The organism is Achromobacter sp. CF-sbj1-Ac2-l (assembly GCF_052698165.1).
On the sequence record NZ_CP199855.1, the window covers coordinates 548,522 to 563,569 of the forward strand.

A 15,048-nucleotide genomic window follows, 5' to 3' on the forward strand; every position below is an offset into this window, starting at 1 on the left:
ATCGCGACGCGCCGACGCACCGGATTCCGTTTGATCGATCGAACACTTCTGACGAAGGGGAAAGAGGATGGACAGGTTTTTTCGTGCGGGAAAGGGCGTCGCCATGGCGCTCGCGGGCGGGATCGCGTTGACAGGTGCATTGGTCGCCCCGGCGGCGGCGGCCTGGCCGGAACGCCCCATCACCCTGATCGTGCCGTTTCCGCCGGGTGGCACCACCGACATTTTCGCTCGCACCATCGCCGAGCACATGCGCCCGGCGCTGGGCCAGTCCATCGTGGTCGAGAACAAGCCGGGCGCGGCCGGCAACCTGGGCGTGGCGGCGGCCGCGCGGGCCCAACCCGACGGCTACACCATCGTGCTGGGTTCGGTGGGCACGCAGAGCGTCAATCAGTTCCTGTACAAGAACATCGGCTTCAACCCCGCGACCGACCTGACGCCGCTGGGCATGATCGCCTCCACGCCGAACGTGATGGCGGTGGCGGCCGCCTCGCCATGGCACACGTTGCAGGATGTCATGCGGGCGGTGAAGAAGGACCCGGGCAGGTATTCCTATGCCTCGCCCGGCATCGGATCTTCGGTGCACCTGACAGGCGCCTACTTCGAGTCGATGGCGGGTCTGCAGATGCTGCATGTGCCATTCAAGGGATCGTCGGCTGCGATCCCCGCGGTGATCGGCGGGCAGGTGGACATACTGATGGACAACCTGCCGAGCTCGATGGCGGCGCTCAAGGCCGGCGACCGGCTGCGCGGCATCGCCGTCACGTCGGCCGAGCGCAGTCCGGCCGCGCCGGACCTGCCCACCATGGCCGAAGCGGGCCTGCCGGGTTTCGAAGTGACCGCCTGGTCGGGTCTCTATGCGCCGCGCGGCACGCCCGCGCCGGTGGTGGATAAGCTGATCGCGGCGATGAAGCAGGCGCTGCAATCGCCGGCTCTGCGGCAGTCGCTGGCGCAAGGCGGCGCCACGCCCGGCAACCTGTTCGGCGCCGACCTGGCCGCCTTCGAGGTCAAGGAGCGCGACAAGTGGGGCAAGCTGATCCAGGGCCGCGGCATCAAGGCCGAATGAGGCCGGCCCGCCGCTGAACCCGGCGCGGCGCGCCGTCAGGCGGCGAGCGCGAAGCTCGCGGCTTGCACGGCGGGCGGTTGTCCGCGCATCAGATCGACCAGCATGCGCGCGCTGCCGGCGGCCAGGGTGAAGCCCAGGCCGCCATGGCCGGCGTTGAGCCACAGGTTGCGCCACGGCGTGGCGCCGATCAACGGCTTGCCGTCGGGACGCGCCGGCCGCAGGCCGGCCCAGGGTTGCGGCGCGCCGGCGGCGTTCAGGCGCGGGAACAGGCGCGCCACGTCGCGTTCCAGGCTGCGCGTGCGGCGCGGGTCAATGGCGCCGCCTGCCGCGCCGATGTCGACCATGCCCGCCACCCGCAGGCGCTGGCCCAGCCGCGCATACACCACCTTGCGGCCGATGTCGCTGATGCTGGCGCGCGGCGCGATGCTGTCGGGCGTCAGGTCGTAGGTCAGGCTGTAGCCTTTGAGCGGATAGATGCGCAGGTCCATGCCGATGCGGCGCGCCAGCGCCTGCGCGCCGATGCCGCCAGCCAGCACGTACTGGTCGGCCTGCAGGTCGCCGGCGGGCGTGGCCAGCGCCACGATGCGGCCGCCTTCGGTGCGCAGCGCCGACACCGGCGTGTCGAAATGGAATTGCGCCGCGCCGGGCGAGGCCCGCAGGATGCGTTCCAGCTCGGTGCACAGGCGCAGGCAGTCGCCGGCGTCCTCGGTCGGCGTGTGGATGGCGCCGGCGATGCTGTCGCCGATGTCGGCCAGCGCCGGCTCCAGCGCCAGGCAGGCCTGGCGGTCCAGGGCGCGTTGCTCGCAACCCAGCGAGGCCTGGTAGTCCATCTGCGCGAGCGCGCGGCCATAGGCCGCCGCGTCCTGGTAGACCAGCAGCTTGCCGCCCGAACTGAAGTCGAACGCCGGCCGCTCATGGCCGACCAACTGGTGCACGCAATGGCGGCTGTACAGCCCCAGCGCCAGCAGTTCACGGGTCGTGGCGCGGCTGCGGCCGCGGGTGCAGGCCCGAAGGAAGTCCAGGCACCAGCGCCATTGCGCGGGGTCGAGCCTTGGCCGCCAGCTCAGCGGCGTGTCGCGCCCCAGCAGCCACGCGGGCAGCTTGGGCAGCACCGCCGGGTCGGCCAGCGGCGCGACGAAGCTGTAGCTGAGTTGGGCGCCATTGGCGCGGCTGGTGACCAGGCCAGGGCCGGGGCCGGCTTCCACCACGCTGACGCGGTGGCCTTCGCGATGCAGATAGTAGGCGGTGGTCATGCCGACCACGCCCGCGCCGATGACGATTGTGTGCATGATGCTCCGGGAACGATGCGGCGCTCGCGTCAGGGCGCCGGATGACGGGGATTCAGGCGGCCCAGGCCGGTGTTTCGAAACCGGGGGCGGCGCGGTCGGCATCGCGCAGCAGGCGGCCGGGGCGGGCGCCGGTGGCCACGCCATGCGCCTCGACCAGCTCGCCGTTGACCAGCACCGCCTGGATGCCGGCGGACGGACGCAGCGGCTCGGCGAAGGTGGCCAGGTCGGTCACCGCGGCCGGATCGAACACCACCACGTCGGCATAGCAGCCGGGGCGCAGCACGCCGCGGTCGCGCAGGCCGAACTGGGCCGCCGTCAGGCTGGTCATGCGTCGGATCGCCTCTTCCATGCCCAGCACGCGCATTTCGCGCACGTAGCGTCCCAGCACCCGCGAGAACGCGCCCCACAGGCGCGGATGCGGCCGCTGGTCGTGCGGCAGGCCGTCCGAGCCGATCATCACGCTGCCGTGGCCGATGACGCGCTTGACGTCGTCTTCGTCCATCGAGAAATAGATGGCGCCGCCGGGCGACAGTTCCTCGGCCAGGCGCTGCGGGTCCTTGCCTTCGCGCGCCGCCAGCTCGCGCAGATCCACGCCCTGGATCTCGGGCCGCGTCTGTGACCAGGTGACGATGATTCTTTCGCCGGCCGGCACGCGGCGCGGCTCCAGGATGGTGGAAGAGGCAGAGTAGGGATAGACATCCATGCCCAGCGGCTGGTCGGCGCGGGCGCGGTCGAACAGCGCCAGCGTTTCGGCGGTGCGGCCGTGGTTGTGCTTGCCCGTGACCTTGTGGTGCGACAGAATCGCCGGCACGTCGGCGGCGCGGCCGATCAGGAAGGCTTCCTCCATGGCGTCGCAGACGTGGTCGGCCTCGTCCCGCAGGTGGGTGGTGTACAGGCCCTGCCACGATGACAGCGGCGCGGCCACGCCGATGACCTCTTCGGTGCTGGCGTGCATGGCGGTGGGGTAGTACAGGCCAGTCGACAGGCCTGCGGCGCCGGCCGCCATGGCCTGGTCGAGCGCGTGCCGCATGACCGCGATTTCTTTCTTGTCGGCGGGCCGGTCCAGGCGGTCCATCGCCGACACCCGCAGGCTGGAATGGCCCACCAGCGCCAGGCTGTTGACCGCGGCCGGGCTGGCTTGGAGCGCGGCGGCGTAGTCCTGCATCCGCGCATACAGTTCGCCGGTGTGCTGCGCCAGCAGGTTCAAGGGCGGCGGCACGACGTCGCCGGGCGCGTGCACCGGGGCCAGGCTGATGCCGCAGTTGCCGGTCACCACCGTGGTGACGCCCTGGCTGACCTTGGGCCGCATCAGCGGCGCGGCCAGCAGCGCGCGGTCGTCATGGGTATGGCAGTCGATGAAGCCGGGCGCCACCACCTTGCCGGTGGCGTCGATGCGGTGCAGGGCATGCCAGGCCGCGCCGTCGCCGATGGCCGCGATGCGCTGGCCCGAGATGGCCAGGTCGGCGCGGTGGGCGGGGGCGCCCAGGCCGTCGGCGATCAGGCCGCCGGTGATGATGAGGTCGTATTCCTGCAAAGCGGATTGCGCGGGCATGGGATGGGGTCAGGGTCCGGGGTCGGCGGGCGGCCGCGTTTGCTTGCGGCGCGTCTCCAGGTGGGCGAGGGATTGCTGGTTGAGCGCGTCCGGGAAGCCCTGTTTCACCAGGTGCTCCAGCGCGCCGTTGATGCGCGCCCAGCCTTCCGGGGTGCGCAGCGGCACGCCCAGGAAATGGCTTTCGGTCTTGGCGCGCAGCATCAGGTACAGCACGCCCGCCAGCATCACGCTGACGACGGCGGGCACGTCCATGTCGGGGGTAAGGCCGTCGACGCGGTCGATGAAACCGCGCGCGGCGCGTTCGCGGCGATCCGCCAGCGGCGCGGACACCTCATTGCGTTCGATCAGTTCCCAGCGTCGTACTTCGCGCAGCGTCTCGTTGCCGGACAGCGCGTCGATCTGCGCGCGCAGCATCGACAGCACCAGGTCGCCGGGGCTGCGCTGGCTCGATTCGTCCGCCGCCAGCAGGTCGGGATTGCGAGTCCAGAAATCCTGTTCCTGCATCCAGGCCAGCATCAGGCCGGGCATGCCGTCGAAATAGCGGTAGATGAGTTCCTTGCTGACGCCGGCGCGCTTGGCGATGGCGTTGATGCCTACGCCTCCCATGCCGGTTTCCTTGATCTGGTCTTCGAGGGCCTGCAGGATCTGGCGCTCGGTATTCTCACGTCGGGACATTGGCCGGTTCCTTCTTGGTGAGGGGAGGGTGTCATCTTGCCAGACTTCGCCGTCCGGGAACCGCGGCCGCGCGGCAAGGTGTCGGCCCCAAGCCATCCCTTGTTGTGACCGTATGGTCACAACAATGCTCAAGATAGGGCGCGGGCGCCCCGCGCGGCAAGGGGGGAGTTTCCCTAGGCGCAGGGAAAGGCGCCGGCGCGGCCGCGCGGGCCTGCCGCGCCCCGCGGCCACGGCCTCAGATCAGGCCGCGGATGCCGGCGATGCCGTGCGCGCCATGGCGCAGGGCGTGCGAGACCGTCTGGGTGGATTGCCCGCCGAGCGCGAACACCGGGATGCCAGCGTCGCGGTTGCCTTCGACGAAGCCGTCCCAGCCGAGCGTCGGCGCGCCGGGGTGGCTGGGCGTGTCCAGCACGGGGCCCAGCACGGCGAAGTCCGCGCCCAGCTCGCGCGCGTGCACCACCTGGGCGTTGTCATGCGCCGAGACGCCGACCAGCGCCCCGGCCGGCAGGTCGGGCCGGGCGGCCAGGCGCGCGGCATCGGCGCCGCGCAGGTGCACGCCGTCGGCCTCGCGCCACCAGGCGGCCGGATGGGCGCTGTTGACCAGCACCCGCGCGCCGGCGGCGTGGCAGCGCTTGACGATCTGCTGCAGCGCCTCGTGCAGCGAGGCCGAGGCCGGGCCGTCGGGCCACTGCGGTTCACGCAGTTGCACCAGCCTGACGCCGCGCGCCAGCGCCGCGTCCAGCCGGCCCAGGAACGCCGCCAGGCCGGCGCGCGAGCCGATCGAACTGATGCCATAGGCGGTCGGTAGCTGCAGCCAGCGCAGCGGCGGCAGGGTGGCGGGCAGCAGGTCGCCGACGGACGCGGCGTTGGCCGGGTCGACCCATTCCAGGCGCTGGTTCTCCAGGCTGCGCGGCTCGCCTTCCCAGCCGGTGACGTGGCAGAACGCCAGGCGCACCGTGGTGTGGGGGTAGGCGTGCACGTAGGTCACCCAGGGCCGCGACTGCGTCACGCGGATGCCGATCTCTTCCTGCAGCTCGCGCGCCAGCGCCTGCAGCACGGTCTCGCCGGGTTCGAGCTTGCCGCCGGGCAGCTCCCACCAGCCCGACCAGGGCTTGCCTTCGGGGCGTTGCCCCAGCAACAGCATGCCGTCCGGACGCAGGATCAGGCCGGCGGCGACATCGATGATTTTGTCAGACATGGCGGGCAGCCCAGTCACGGGCGAATTGGTAGGCGACGCGGCCCGAGCGCGAGCCGCGCTCGATGGTCCATTGCAGCGCCTCGGTGCGGGACGGTTCGATCTGGTCTTCCGGGCAGCCCAGCTCGCGCAGCCAGTGGTAGACGATATCGAGGTAGTCGTCCTGCTTGAAGGGATAGAACGACAGCCACAGGCCGAAGCGCTCGGACAGCGAGATCTTTTCCTCGACGGTTTCGCCGGGGTGGATCTCGCCGTCGGGCTGGTGCTTGGCCTGCAGGTTCTCGCTCATGTATTCCGGCATCAGGTGGCGCCGGTTGGAGGTGGCGTAGATCAGCACGTTGTCGCCCGAGGCGGCTACCGAGCCGTCCAGCACGGACTTGAGCGCCTTGTAGCCGGCCTCGCCTTCCTCGAACGACAGGTCGTCGCAGAACACGATGAAACGCTCGGGGCGCGAGGCCACCAGCTCGACGATGTCGGCCAGGTCGCCCAGGTCGGATTTGTCGACTTCGATCAGGCGCAGCCCCCGGTCGCCGTAGGCGGCCAGCATGGCCTTGACCAGCGAGCTCTTGCCGGTGCCGCGCGCGCCGGTCATGAGCACGTTGTTGGCGGGCTTCTTCTCGATGAACTGCACGGTGTTGCGGTCGATGATGCCTTTCTGGCGCTCGATGTGCTGCAGGTCTTCGAGGTCGATGCGGGCCACGTGGCGCACGGCGTCGAGCCAGCCGCGCGAACCGCGCTTGCGCCAGCGGAACGCGTGGGCGTTCCAGTCGATGTCGGGGGGCGCGGGGGGCAGCCAGGCTTCAAGCTGGGCCAGGACGCGCTCGGCGCGCTGGATGAGGGTGGTGAATTCGTTCGCGGTCACGGTGTGATCCTGGAAGAGCGAACGGGCGGGCCCGGCACCGGGCCCGCGTCGCGTTCGCGGGCATCGTCGGAAGAAGAGGGCGCGTGTCCCGCCGCAAAGGCGTCGTGGGGGCGCGCGCCGCTCAACGGCTGTCACCTGCCGGGGACCGCGGTGATGCCACGGATTCCCCGGGGGCAGTGACCGGCGATGGGTAAGGCGCAGCCACTGGATTTCATTGCTGCCGCCATCCCGCGAGGCCCGGCGCGCAACTGAACGCCGTCGCTTCGCGCCCGGGGTCAACCGGGCGGATGGCGGGTCTTGATCAGGAACGGTAATCGGCGTTGATCGACACGTACTCGTGCGAGAAATCGCAGGTGTAGACGGTGTCGCTGACCTGGCCGCGGCCCAGCGCGATGCGCACGGCGATCTCGGCCTGCTTCATCACGCGCTGGCCGTCGGCTTCCTGGTAGGCCGGGTTGCGGCCGCCGTCCTTGGCCACCAGCACGTCGTCCAGCCACAGGCGGATCTTCGACACGTCCAGGTCGTCGATGCCGGCATAGCCGACCGCGGCCAGGATGCGGCCCAGGTTGGGGTCCGAGGCGAAGAAGGCCGTCTTGACCAGCGGCGAGTGGGCCACGGCGTAGGCCACCTTGAGGGCTTCCTCGGTGGTGCCGGCTTCCTCGACGCGGATGGTCATGAACTTGGTGGCGCCTTCGGCGTCGCGCACGATCTTCTGCGCCAGCTCCAGCGCGGCGGCGGTCAGGGCCTCGCGCACGGCGGCGTAGGCGGCGTCGGACTCGGCGTTGACCTCGACCCCGGACTTGCCGGTGGCGACGATGATGAACGAGTCATTGGTGGAGGTGTCGCCGTCCACGGTGATGCGGTTGAACGAGGCGTCGGCGATCTCGACCGCCAGCTTGCGCAGGAGCGGCTGGGCGATGCCGGCGTCGGTGGCCAGGAAGCTCAGCATGGTCGCCATGTTGGGGCGGATCATGCCGGCGCCCTTGCTGATGCCGGTGAAGGTGACGGTCTTGCCGCCGATCTGGGAGCGGCGCGACGAGATCTTGGGCAGCGTGTCGGTGGTCATGATGCCGTGCGCGGCGCTCGACCAGTGATCGGCGCCCAGGTTGGCGATGGCGCCCGGCAGGCCGGCGAACAGGCGGTCCAGCGGCAGCGGCTCCAGGATCACGCCGGTCGAGAACGGCAGCACCTGGGCGGCGGGCACGCCGAGCAGGCGGCCGAGCTCGGCGCAGGTGTCCTGGGCCTTCTTCAGGCCCTCGGCGCCGGTGCCGGCGTTGGCGTTGCCGGTGTTGATGACCAGCGCGCGGATCGGGCCGCCGTCGGCCAGGTGGGCCTGGCACACCTGCACGGGGGCGGCGCAGAAGCGGTTGCGGGTGAACACGCCGGCCACGCTGCTGCCTTCGGCCAGGCGGAATACCGTCAGGTCGCGTCGGTTGGCTTTGCGGATGCCGGCCTCGGTGACGCCGATTTCAACGCCGGCAACAGGGAAAATTTCGGACTCGGAGGGGATCTGCAGGTTAACGGCCATGACTTCGTCTCATGAATGAGCAGGACGGAAATCGCCGCCAGGGCAAGGCGGCGCGCGGGGGAAAGCTTCGTATTATCCCACTGCTTTGCGACAGCCGGCGGCGGCGGCCGGAAGGTCGGCTGTCAGGGGGCGGTCCGCATGGCGGCCACGTCCAGCACGCCGGCCTCGCGGTTGGACAGCACGCGGCGCACGGTGCCGTCGGGCGCCTGCAGCACCGACATGCCGGCGGCGACCTCCTTGCCGTCCGCCTGCCGCGCCGCGCGGCCACGCGATGGCGAGAACAGCAGGTCGCCGGGCTGCATGCCGGGCACCCGCGGGCCGGCCGTCAGCATGCGCGTGCCGGTGGGGTAGGTGATGCCGCCGAAGGCGCTTTCGCGCCCCAACAGGCCCTCGAATGCCAGCAGGCGGCGCTGGGCGTCCAGCGTCATGTCCACTTTCAGCAGCGGCAGGCCGTCCACGGACAAGGGCTCGCTGCCCTCGGCGCGCAGCAGCCAGCGCGGCGCCGCGCTGGCCGGGTCGGGGGCGCTGGCGCGGGCCGCCTCGTCGACCTTGAGCCAGGCGCCGGGCGGGATGGGTTGCTGGTTGAGGGTGTTGCCGATCGCCAGGTGGCAACTGGCAAAGCGCGGCTGGCCGCCCAGCATGACGAATTCGACCCGGTGGCCGTGGGCGCAGAGCCAGCCGTCCAGGGCCTGATCGCGGGCGATCTCGGCCGATAGGGTCTCGGGTTGTCGGCTGGTGGCCGGGTAGTGGAACAGGCGGGTGGCGCTGATGCCCTGCACGCTGGCTGGGTGGCCCTCGGGGAAGGTGGCGCGGTCGAACGAGGCCGGATCGCCGGCGCTGGTCAGGCGCAATACCGTGCCGGCCGGCATGTCGACGCCGGCCAGGCGGGTGGGCTGGTCCAGCACCCGTTCGAGGCTGGCGCCCAGGCGCGCGTCGCGCTGGGCGACCAGCCATTGGCTCAGTTGCTGGTAAGGGAAGATGCCGCCGACCAGGGCCAGCAGCGTCATCAGGATCGTGCCGCGGCGGCGATGGTCGCCCAGCCACAGCCGGGCGCCGCGGCTGGTGGCCAGGACGGCCAGCCAGGTCAGCAGCGTGGAGAGGCAGGCCAGCGACACTGCCATCAGCACGTAGTAATTACCGCCAGGAAGAGATACCGGAATCATGGCGGCAATTATGCGCCAAACCGTTGTCATTTTCCGTCCGCCCGAGGGGCCGGCGGCCGGTGCGCCGCGGCTCCCCGGGCCGGGCGGCGCGCAGGAGGCGGCTCAGTCCGCGGCGGCGGCCGAGCGGGTGGCGATCACCTGCAGCTTCAGTTCGCCCAGCGCCTGGAACAGCGCGTTGCGGCTGGCCTCGGGCAGCTCGCCGAACATCGACTTGACCCACGATTCGTGGGCCCGCGCCATCTTGGCGAAACTCTTCCTGCCCTGCGGGGTCAGCTTGATGAGCGAACTGCGGCGGTCGGACTCGACCTTGGTGCGCACCACCAGGCCTTCTTTTTCGAGTTGGTCGGTGATACCGGTAATATTGCCGTTGGTCACCATCATGTGGCGCGACAATTCGCCCATCTTCATGCCCTTGGGGGCGCGCTGCAATTGCGCCATCAGGTCGAAACGGGGCAGGGTGGTGTCGAATTCGTTGCGCAGCCGGCTGCGGATCTCGCCTTCGATGAGATTGGCGCAGGTCAGCATGCGCAGCCACAGGCGCAGCGCATGGTGATCGTCGGGGGCGGCGCGGGATTCCAGGTCGGGGGCGTCTGTCATGGTCGGGAGGTTACCGGGAATGCGTGGATCGGTCTGTATTCGTGAGTCACTGGTAAAAACCCTAGACTTGTTTTGCCGGATACTTTAAACCTAAACTATGAACCACGCCAGTTCTCCCCTTGCCGCACCACGGGATCGGCTGCTGCGGGCGCCGGTCTGACGCGCCGCCTGAACGGGTCGGCAGGCCGGGCATAGAAGTCCTTCGAATCGCAATCCCAGAAAAACACCCTCTGCGCGGCTCGCGCACGGAGCACACCACCATGCGTTTCATCACTTCCCTCGTTGCCGCCGCCGCGTTGGTTCCGGCACTGGCGCACGCCGACCCGGTCAAGGTCGGCATCGCGAATGACATTTCCGGCCCGTTCTCGGCCCTGGGCGCCGAAGCCCGCGACGGCTTCAACCTGGCCATCAAACAACTGGGCAGCAAGCTGGGCGGCCAGCCCGCCGAGTTCCTGCAGACCGACATGGGCGGCAACCCGGACCAGGCCCGCCAACTGGTGACGCGCTACATCCAGCGCGACAAGGTCGATTTCTTCACCGGCCCGATCGGCTCGAACGTGGCGCTGGCCGTCGGCCCCGCGCTGTTCGCCGCCAAGGTGCCGTACCTGTCGAACAACCCGGGCCCCAGCCAGTTCGCCGGCGCCCAGTGCAACAACTACTGGTTCGGTTCGTCCTACCAGAACGACGCCTTCCACGAAGCCGCCGGCAAGGTCGCGGCCGACCGCGGTTTCAAGAAGATGTTCATCATGGCCCCGGACTACCCGGCCGGCAAGGACGCGCTGGCCGGCTTCAAGCGCGGCTACAAGACCGCCCCGGGCGACGAGGTCTACACCAAGCTGGGCCAGATCGACTACGCCGCCGAAATCGCCCAGATCCGCGCCGCCAAGCCGGACGCGGTCTATATCTTCCTGCCGGGCGGCATGGGCATCAACTTCGTCAAGCAGTTCGTGTCGGCCGGCCTGTCGCAGAGCGTCAAGCTGATCGGCCCGGGCTTCTCGGCCGACGAGGACGTGATCCAGGCCGTGGGCGAGCCGATGCTGGGCATGTACAACACGGCGCAGTGGGCGCATGACCTGGACGTGCCGCAGAACAAGGCCTTCGTCGAGGCCTTCCGCAAGGAATACAACGGCCGCTACCCGTCGGTCTACGCCGCCCAGGCCTACGACGTCATCATGGCCATGGACGCCGCCGTCAAGCAGGCCGGCGGCAAGGCCTCCGACCGCGAGGCCATCGTCAAGGCGCTGGCCAAGGCCGACTATCCCTCGGTGCGCGGCAGCTACACCTACGGCAAGAACCACTACCCGATCCAGGCTTACTACCTGCGCGTGGTCGACAAGGACGCCAGCGGCCGCATCACCAACAAGCTGGTGGGCAAGGTGTTCGACAAGTACCAGGACGTCTACGTCGGCGACTGCAAACTATAAAAGGCGGCGGGGCGCGTAAAGCGTCGCGGCTACACAATGTAGCCTGGCCCCGCGGGGTCGCACGGATCCGGCTTCTCGCCGGTCCGTCGCGACGCCCCCTTGAGGGGGAAGCGCACAGCGCTCCGGGGGTGGGCCCACCAGGGGATTTTTCATGACGTTCACGCTCATCGTCGAGCAATTGCTGAACGGTCTGCAGTTTGGGTTGATGTTGTTTCTGATCGCGGCCGGGCTGACCCTGGTGTTCGGCATCATGGACATCATGAATCTGGCGCACGGCTCGCTCTATATGGCAGGCGCCTATGTCGCCGCCGAAACCATGCAGCGCACGGGTTCCTTCACCGCCGCCGTGCTGGTGGCCGCCGTCGCCACCGGCCTGGTCGGGGTGGCGCTGGAACTGACGCTGATCCGCCGCCTGGCGCTGCGCGACCATCTGGCACAGGTGCTGGGCACCTACGCCGTCATCCTCATCGCCAATGACCTGGTCAAGATGATCTGGGGCCCGGCCCCGGTCATGCTGAACATGCCGGCGCTGCTGTCCGGGCCGGTGCGCCTGCTGCCCGACCTGCTGTATCCGGCCTACCGCCTGATGATCATCGTCTTCGGCGTGGCCTCGGCCGTGGGGCTGTACTGGTTCGTGACGCGCACCCGCGCCGGCGTGCTGGTGCGGGCCGGCGCCTCGAACCGGCAGATGGCCACCCTGATGGGCGTGCGCGTGCCGCTGCTGTTCCTGGGCGTGTTCGTGCTGGGCGCGATGCTGGCTGCCGTGGCCGGCGCGCTGCTGGGGCCGATCACCTCGGTGCAGGTCGGCATGGGCGAGGAAATCCTGATCCTGGTGCTGGTGTGCATCGTCATCGGCGGCATCGGCTCGATCCGCGGCGCCTTCGTCGGCGCGCTGCTGGTGGGCATGGTCGATACGGCCGGGCGGGCCTTCCTGCCGATGCTGCTGCGCCAGGTGTTCTCGCCCGCGGTCGCCTCCAGCGTCGGCCCGACGCTGGCGGCCATCGCCATCTACGTGCTGATGGCGGCGGTCCTGGTGTTCCGGCCTTCCGGCCTGTTTCCGGCGCGAGGCTGATGATGCGGACCTCTTCGATGCTCTGGACCCTGGCCCTGCTGGCCGCGCTGGCGGCGTTCCCGCTGGTGGCGCCCGCGCTGGGCCTGGATTTCTATATCTCCTTCGTGCGGCGCGTGCTGATCTACGCGCTGGCCGCCACCAGCCTGAACCTGATCCTGGGCTACGGCGGCATGGTGGCGCTGGGCCACGCGGCTTTCTTCGGCGCCGGCGCCTACGCGGTCGGCATCCTGGCGATGTCGGGCGTGACCTCGGCGCTGGTGTCGTGGCCGGTGGCGATGCTGCTGGCGGCGCTGCTGGCCTTCGTCACGGGCGCGATCTCGCTGCGCACGCGCGGCGTGTACTTCATCATGATCACGCTGGCGTTCGCGCAGATGCTGTTCTACATCTTCATCTCGCTGCGCCAGTACGGCGGCGAGGACGGGCTGAACCTGCCGGGCTACTCGACGCTGCCGGGCATCGACCTGGCCAACGACGTGGCGTTCTATTACCTGGTGCTGGCGATCTTCGCCGTGATGATGTGGCTGTTCGGGCGGGTGACGCTGTCGCGCTTCGGCACCGCGCTGCAAGGCATCCGTGAAAACGAGTCGCGCATGGAATCCATGGGCTACCCGGTCTACCGCATCAAGCTCACCGCCTTCACGCTGAGCGGCGCGGCGGCGGGGCTGGCCGGCGCGCTGCTGGCCAACCACAACCTGTTCATCTCGCCCAGCCTGATGCACTGGACCCAGTCGGCCAACCTGCTGATCATGGTGCTGGTGGGCGGCATCGGCCTGCGCTATGGCGGCGTGGCCGGCGCGGTGGTGATGCTGGTGCTGGAAGAAGTGCTGCGCCAGTGGACCGAATACTGGCACCTGCCCCTGGGCGTGCTGCTGCTGGGCGTGGTGTTCGGCGCGCCGCGCGGCCTGGTGGGCCTGTTCGGCCCGCTGTTCGGCGGCCGTGCCGCGCAAACCGGCAAGGCGGGATCATGAACCAGACCCATACCCCCACGCAGGCCCCCGCGCTGCAGGCCAGCAACCTGGTGCGCCGCTTTGGCGCGCTGGTGGCCACCGACAATGTCTCGATCTCGCTGAACCCGGGCGAGATCCACGCCTTGATCGGCCCCAACGGCGCCGGCAAATCCACCCTGATCCACCTGCTGTCCGGCACGCTGGCGGCCGATTCCGGTTCGCTGGCCGTGGACGGCCGCGACGTTACCGCCATGAACGCGCACCAGCGCGTGGCGGCGGGCCTGTCGCGCTCGTACCAGATCACCAACATCTTCAAGCAGTCCAGCGTGCTGGACAACCTGGTGCTGGCGGTGCAGGCCCACGCCGGCAGCAGCTTCCGCTTCTGGCGGCCGCGCGCGGCCGAGCCGGCCCTGTACGAGCAGGCCCGCGAGCTGGCGCGCGAATGCGCCATCGACGCCAGCCTGCTGGACCGCGCCGCGGGCACCTTGCCGCACGGCGAACAGCGCAAGGTGGAGTTCGCGCTGGCCCTGGCCGCGCGGCCGCGCGTGCTGCTGCTGGACGAACCCATGGCCGGCATGGGGCCCGACGAGACCCTGCGCCTGACCGACCTGATCGAATCCCTGCGCGGCCGCGCCGCCATGCTGCTGGTCGAGCACGACATGCAGGCGGTGTTCCGGCTGGCCGACCGCATCTCGGTGCTGGTCTACGGCCGCGTGATCGCCACCGGCACGCCGGACGAGATCCGCGCCAACCCGGATGTGCGCCAGGCCTACCTCGGCGATGACGAAACGGCGCCCGCGCGCCAGGAGCTTGCCTGATGCTCAGCATTGAATCGGCCCAGAGCGGCTACGGCGCCAGCCAGGTGTTGTTCGGCGTGGACCTGCAGATCGGCGCGGGCCAGGTGGTGACGCTGCTGGGCCGCAACGGCATGGGCAAGACCACGCTGCTGCGCACGCTGTTCGGCCAGTTGCCGCTGCGCGGCGGCAGGATCCATTTCGCCGAGCAGGACATCAGCGGCTGGAGCCCGGACCGCATCGCCCGCACCGGCATGGCCATCGTGCCCGAAGGGCGCCAGTGCTTTCCCAACCTGACGGTGCGCGAGCACCTGACCGCCTTCGTGGCCGCGCGCAATCCCGCCATCGGCGAGCCGTGGACGCCCGAACGCGTGTTCGAGCTGTTCCCGCGCCTGGGCGAACGCGCCCGCAACATGGGCAACCAGTTGTCCGGCGGCGAGCAGCAGATGCTGGCCATCGGCCGCGCGCTGGTCACCAACCCGCGCCTCTTGATTCTGGATGAGGCCACCGAGGGCCTGGCGCCCAAGATCCGCGAGGAGATCTGGAACTGCCTGGCGCGCCTGCGCCAGGCCGGCCAGACCATCCTGGTGATCGACAAGTACGTCGAGCGCCTGCTGAGCCTGGCCGACCGCCACGTCATCCTGGAACGCGGCAAGGTGGTCTGGACGGGCGACTCCGCCGCGCTCGATGCCGATCGCGGATTGTGGGAACGCTACCTGGGCGTGTAGCGCGAAAGCCGCAATCCCGGCGCGGAGCGCGGATTTTCTTTCAATATAAAACGCAACAAACACGCGGTTTGCGGGGCAGGGCCTGAATTAGGCTGACCTTTGGCAAATCCGCGTGTTTACGCCTGTTTCAATTCATCTCGTGGTTCTCTACACTTAGCG

14 protein-coding genes are annotated in these 15,048 nt (G+C 69.6%); 6 read left to right on the plus strand and 8 right to left on the minus strand.

The features are described 5' to 3' along the window. Nucleotides 1-103 precede the first annotated feature (103 nt). The gene (locus ACUDCK_RS02545; RefSeq protein ID WP_175168374.1) at nucleotides 104-1,063 is read left to right on the plus strand and encodes a Bug family tripartite tricarboxylate transporter substrate binding protein; all 960 of its coding nucleotides are present in this window, start codon (nucleotides 104-106) and stop codon (nucleotides 1,061-1,063) included. Between the two features lie 35 nt (nucleotides 1,064-1,098). On the opposite strand, the gene ACUDCK_RS02550 is transcribed toward ACUDCK_RS02545, so the two are convergent. The 8 genes from ACUDCK_RS02550 to ACUDCK_RS02585 form a co-directional block, all read right to left on the minus strand. Then, the gene (locus ACUDCK_RS02550; RefSeq protein ID WP_175168373.1) at nucleotides 1,099-2,352 is read right to left on the minus strand and encodes a D-amino acid dehydrogenase; all 1,254 of its coding nucleotides are present in this window, start codon (nucleotides 2,350-2,352) and stop codon (nucleotides 1,099-1,101) included. Nucleotides 2,353-2,404: 52 nt separating this feature from the next. Then, the gene (locus tag ACUDCK_RS02555) at nucleotides 2,405-3,904 is read right to left on the minus strand and encodes an N-acyl-D-amino-acid deacylase family protein (protein ID WP_054503375.1); all 1,500 of its coding nucleotides are present in this window, start codon (nucleotides 3,902-3,904) and stop codon (nucleotides 2,405-2,407) included. 9 nt (nucleotides 3,905-3,913) lie between these two features. Next, nucleotides 3,914-4,579, minus strand: coding sequence for a TetR/AcrR family transcriptional regulator (locus ACUDCK_RS02560; RefSeq protein WP_054503376.1), 666 nt, complete (start codon nucleotides 4,577-4,579; stop codon nucleotides 3,914-3,916). Between the two features lie 235 nt (nucleotides 4,580-4,814). Further along, complete coding sequence (locus ACUDCK_RS02565; RefSeq protein WP_064526601.1) at nucleotides 4,815-5,777, minus strand: Nudix family hydrolase; 963 nt, start codon at nucleotides 5,775-5,777, stop codon at nucleotides 4,815-4,817. Beyond that, nucleotides 5,770-6,636: an ATP-binding protein gene (locus ACUDCK_RS02570; protein ID WP_054503378.1), complete on the minus strand. Its 867-nt coding sequence runs from the start codon at nucleotides 6,634-6,636 to the stop codon at nucleotides 5,770-5,772. The genes ACUDCK_RS02565 and ACUDCK_RS02570 overlap by 8 nt, the downstream gene beginning before the upstream one ends. Nucleotides 6,637-6,937: 301 nt before the next feature. Continuing rightward, nucleotides 6,938-8,164, minus strand: a complete 1,227-nt coding sequence (gene argJ, locus ACUDCK_RS02575) for a bifunctional glutamate N-acetyltransferase/amino-acid acetyltransferase ArgJ (protein ID WP_175144088.1) — start codon at nucleotides 8,162-8,164, stop codon at nucleotides 6,938-6,940. A gap of 122 nt (nucleotides 8,165-8,286) precedes the next feature. Beyond that, on the minus strand, nucleotides 8,287-9,327 hold the full coding sequence (locus ACUDCK_RS02580; protein WP_054503380.1) for a hypothetical protein: 1,041 nt from the start codon (nucleotides 9,325-9,327) through the stop codon (nucleotides 8,287-8,289). Between the two features lie 102 nt (nucleotides 9,328-9,429). Then, the gene (locus ACUDCK_RS02585; protein WP_054503381.1) at nucleotides 9,430-9,924 is read right to left on the minus strand and encodes a MarR family winged helix-turn-helix transcriptional regulator; all 495 of its coding nucleotides are present in this window, start codon (nucleotides 9,922-9,924) and stop codon (nucleotides 9,430-9,432) included. 260 nt (nucleotides 9,925-10,184) lie between these two features. Here ACUDCK_RS02585 and ACUDCK_RS02590 point away from each other — a divergent pair, with 260 nt between their 5' ends. The 5 genes from ACUDCK_RS02590 (at nucleotide 10,185) to ACUDCK_RS02610 (ending at nucleotide 14,889) form a co-directional block, all read left to right on the plus strand. Continuing rightward, nucleotides 10,185-11,348 carry an ABC transporter substrate-binding protein gene (locus tag ACUDCK_RS02590; protein ID WP_175144089.1) on the plus strand — a complete coding sequence of 388 codons (1,164 nt, stop codon included), beginning with the start codon at nucleotides 10,185-10,187 and terminating at the stop codon, nucleotides 11,346-11,348. 151 nt (nucleotides 11,349-11,499) lie between these two features. Then, a complete protein-coding gene (locus ACUDCK_RS02595) occupies nucleotides 11,500-12,420 on the plus strand; it encodes a branched-chain amino acid ABC transporter permease (protein ID WP_006388547.1) in 921 nt (306 codons plus the stop codon). Beyond that, on the plus strand, nucleotides 12,420-13,388 hold the full coding sequence (locus ACUDCK_RS02600; RefSeq protein ID WP_372416803.1) for a branched-chain amino acid ABC transporter permease: 969 nt from the start codon (nucleotides 12,420-12,422) through the stop codon (nucleotides 13,386-13,388). Before ACUDCK_RS02595 ends, ACUDCK_RS02600 begins: the two co-directional genes overlap by 1 nt. Next, nucleotides 13,385-14,185: an ABC transporter ATP-binding protein gene (locus tag ACUDCK_RS02605; RefSeq protein ID WP_054503382.1), complete on the plus strand. Its 801-nt coding sequence runs from the start codon at nucleotides 13,385-13,387 to the stop codon at nucleotides 14,183-14,185. Before ACUDCK_RS02600 ends, ACUDCK_RS02605 begins: the two co-directional genes overlap by 4 nt. Then, nucleotides 14,185-14,889, plus strand: coding sequence for an ABC transporter ATP-binding protein (locus ACUDCK_RS02610; protein WP_049071045.1), 705 nt, complete (start codon nucleotides 14,185-14,187; stop codon nucleotides 14,887-14,889). The genes ACUDCK_RS02605 and ACUDCK_RS02610 overlap by 1 nt, the downstream gene beginning before the upstream one ends. The last annotated feature ends 159 nt before the right edge of the window (nucleotides 14,890-15,048 follow it).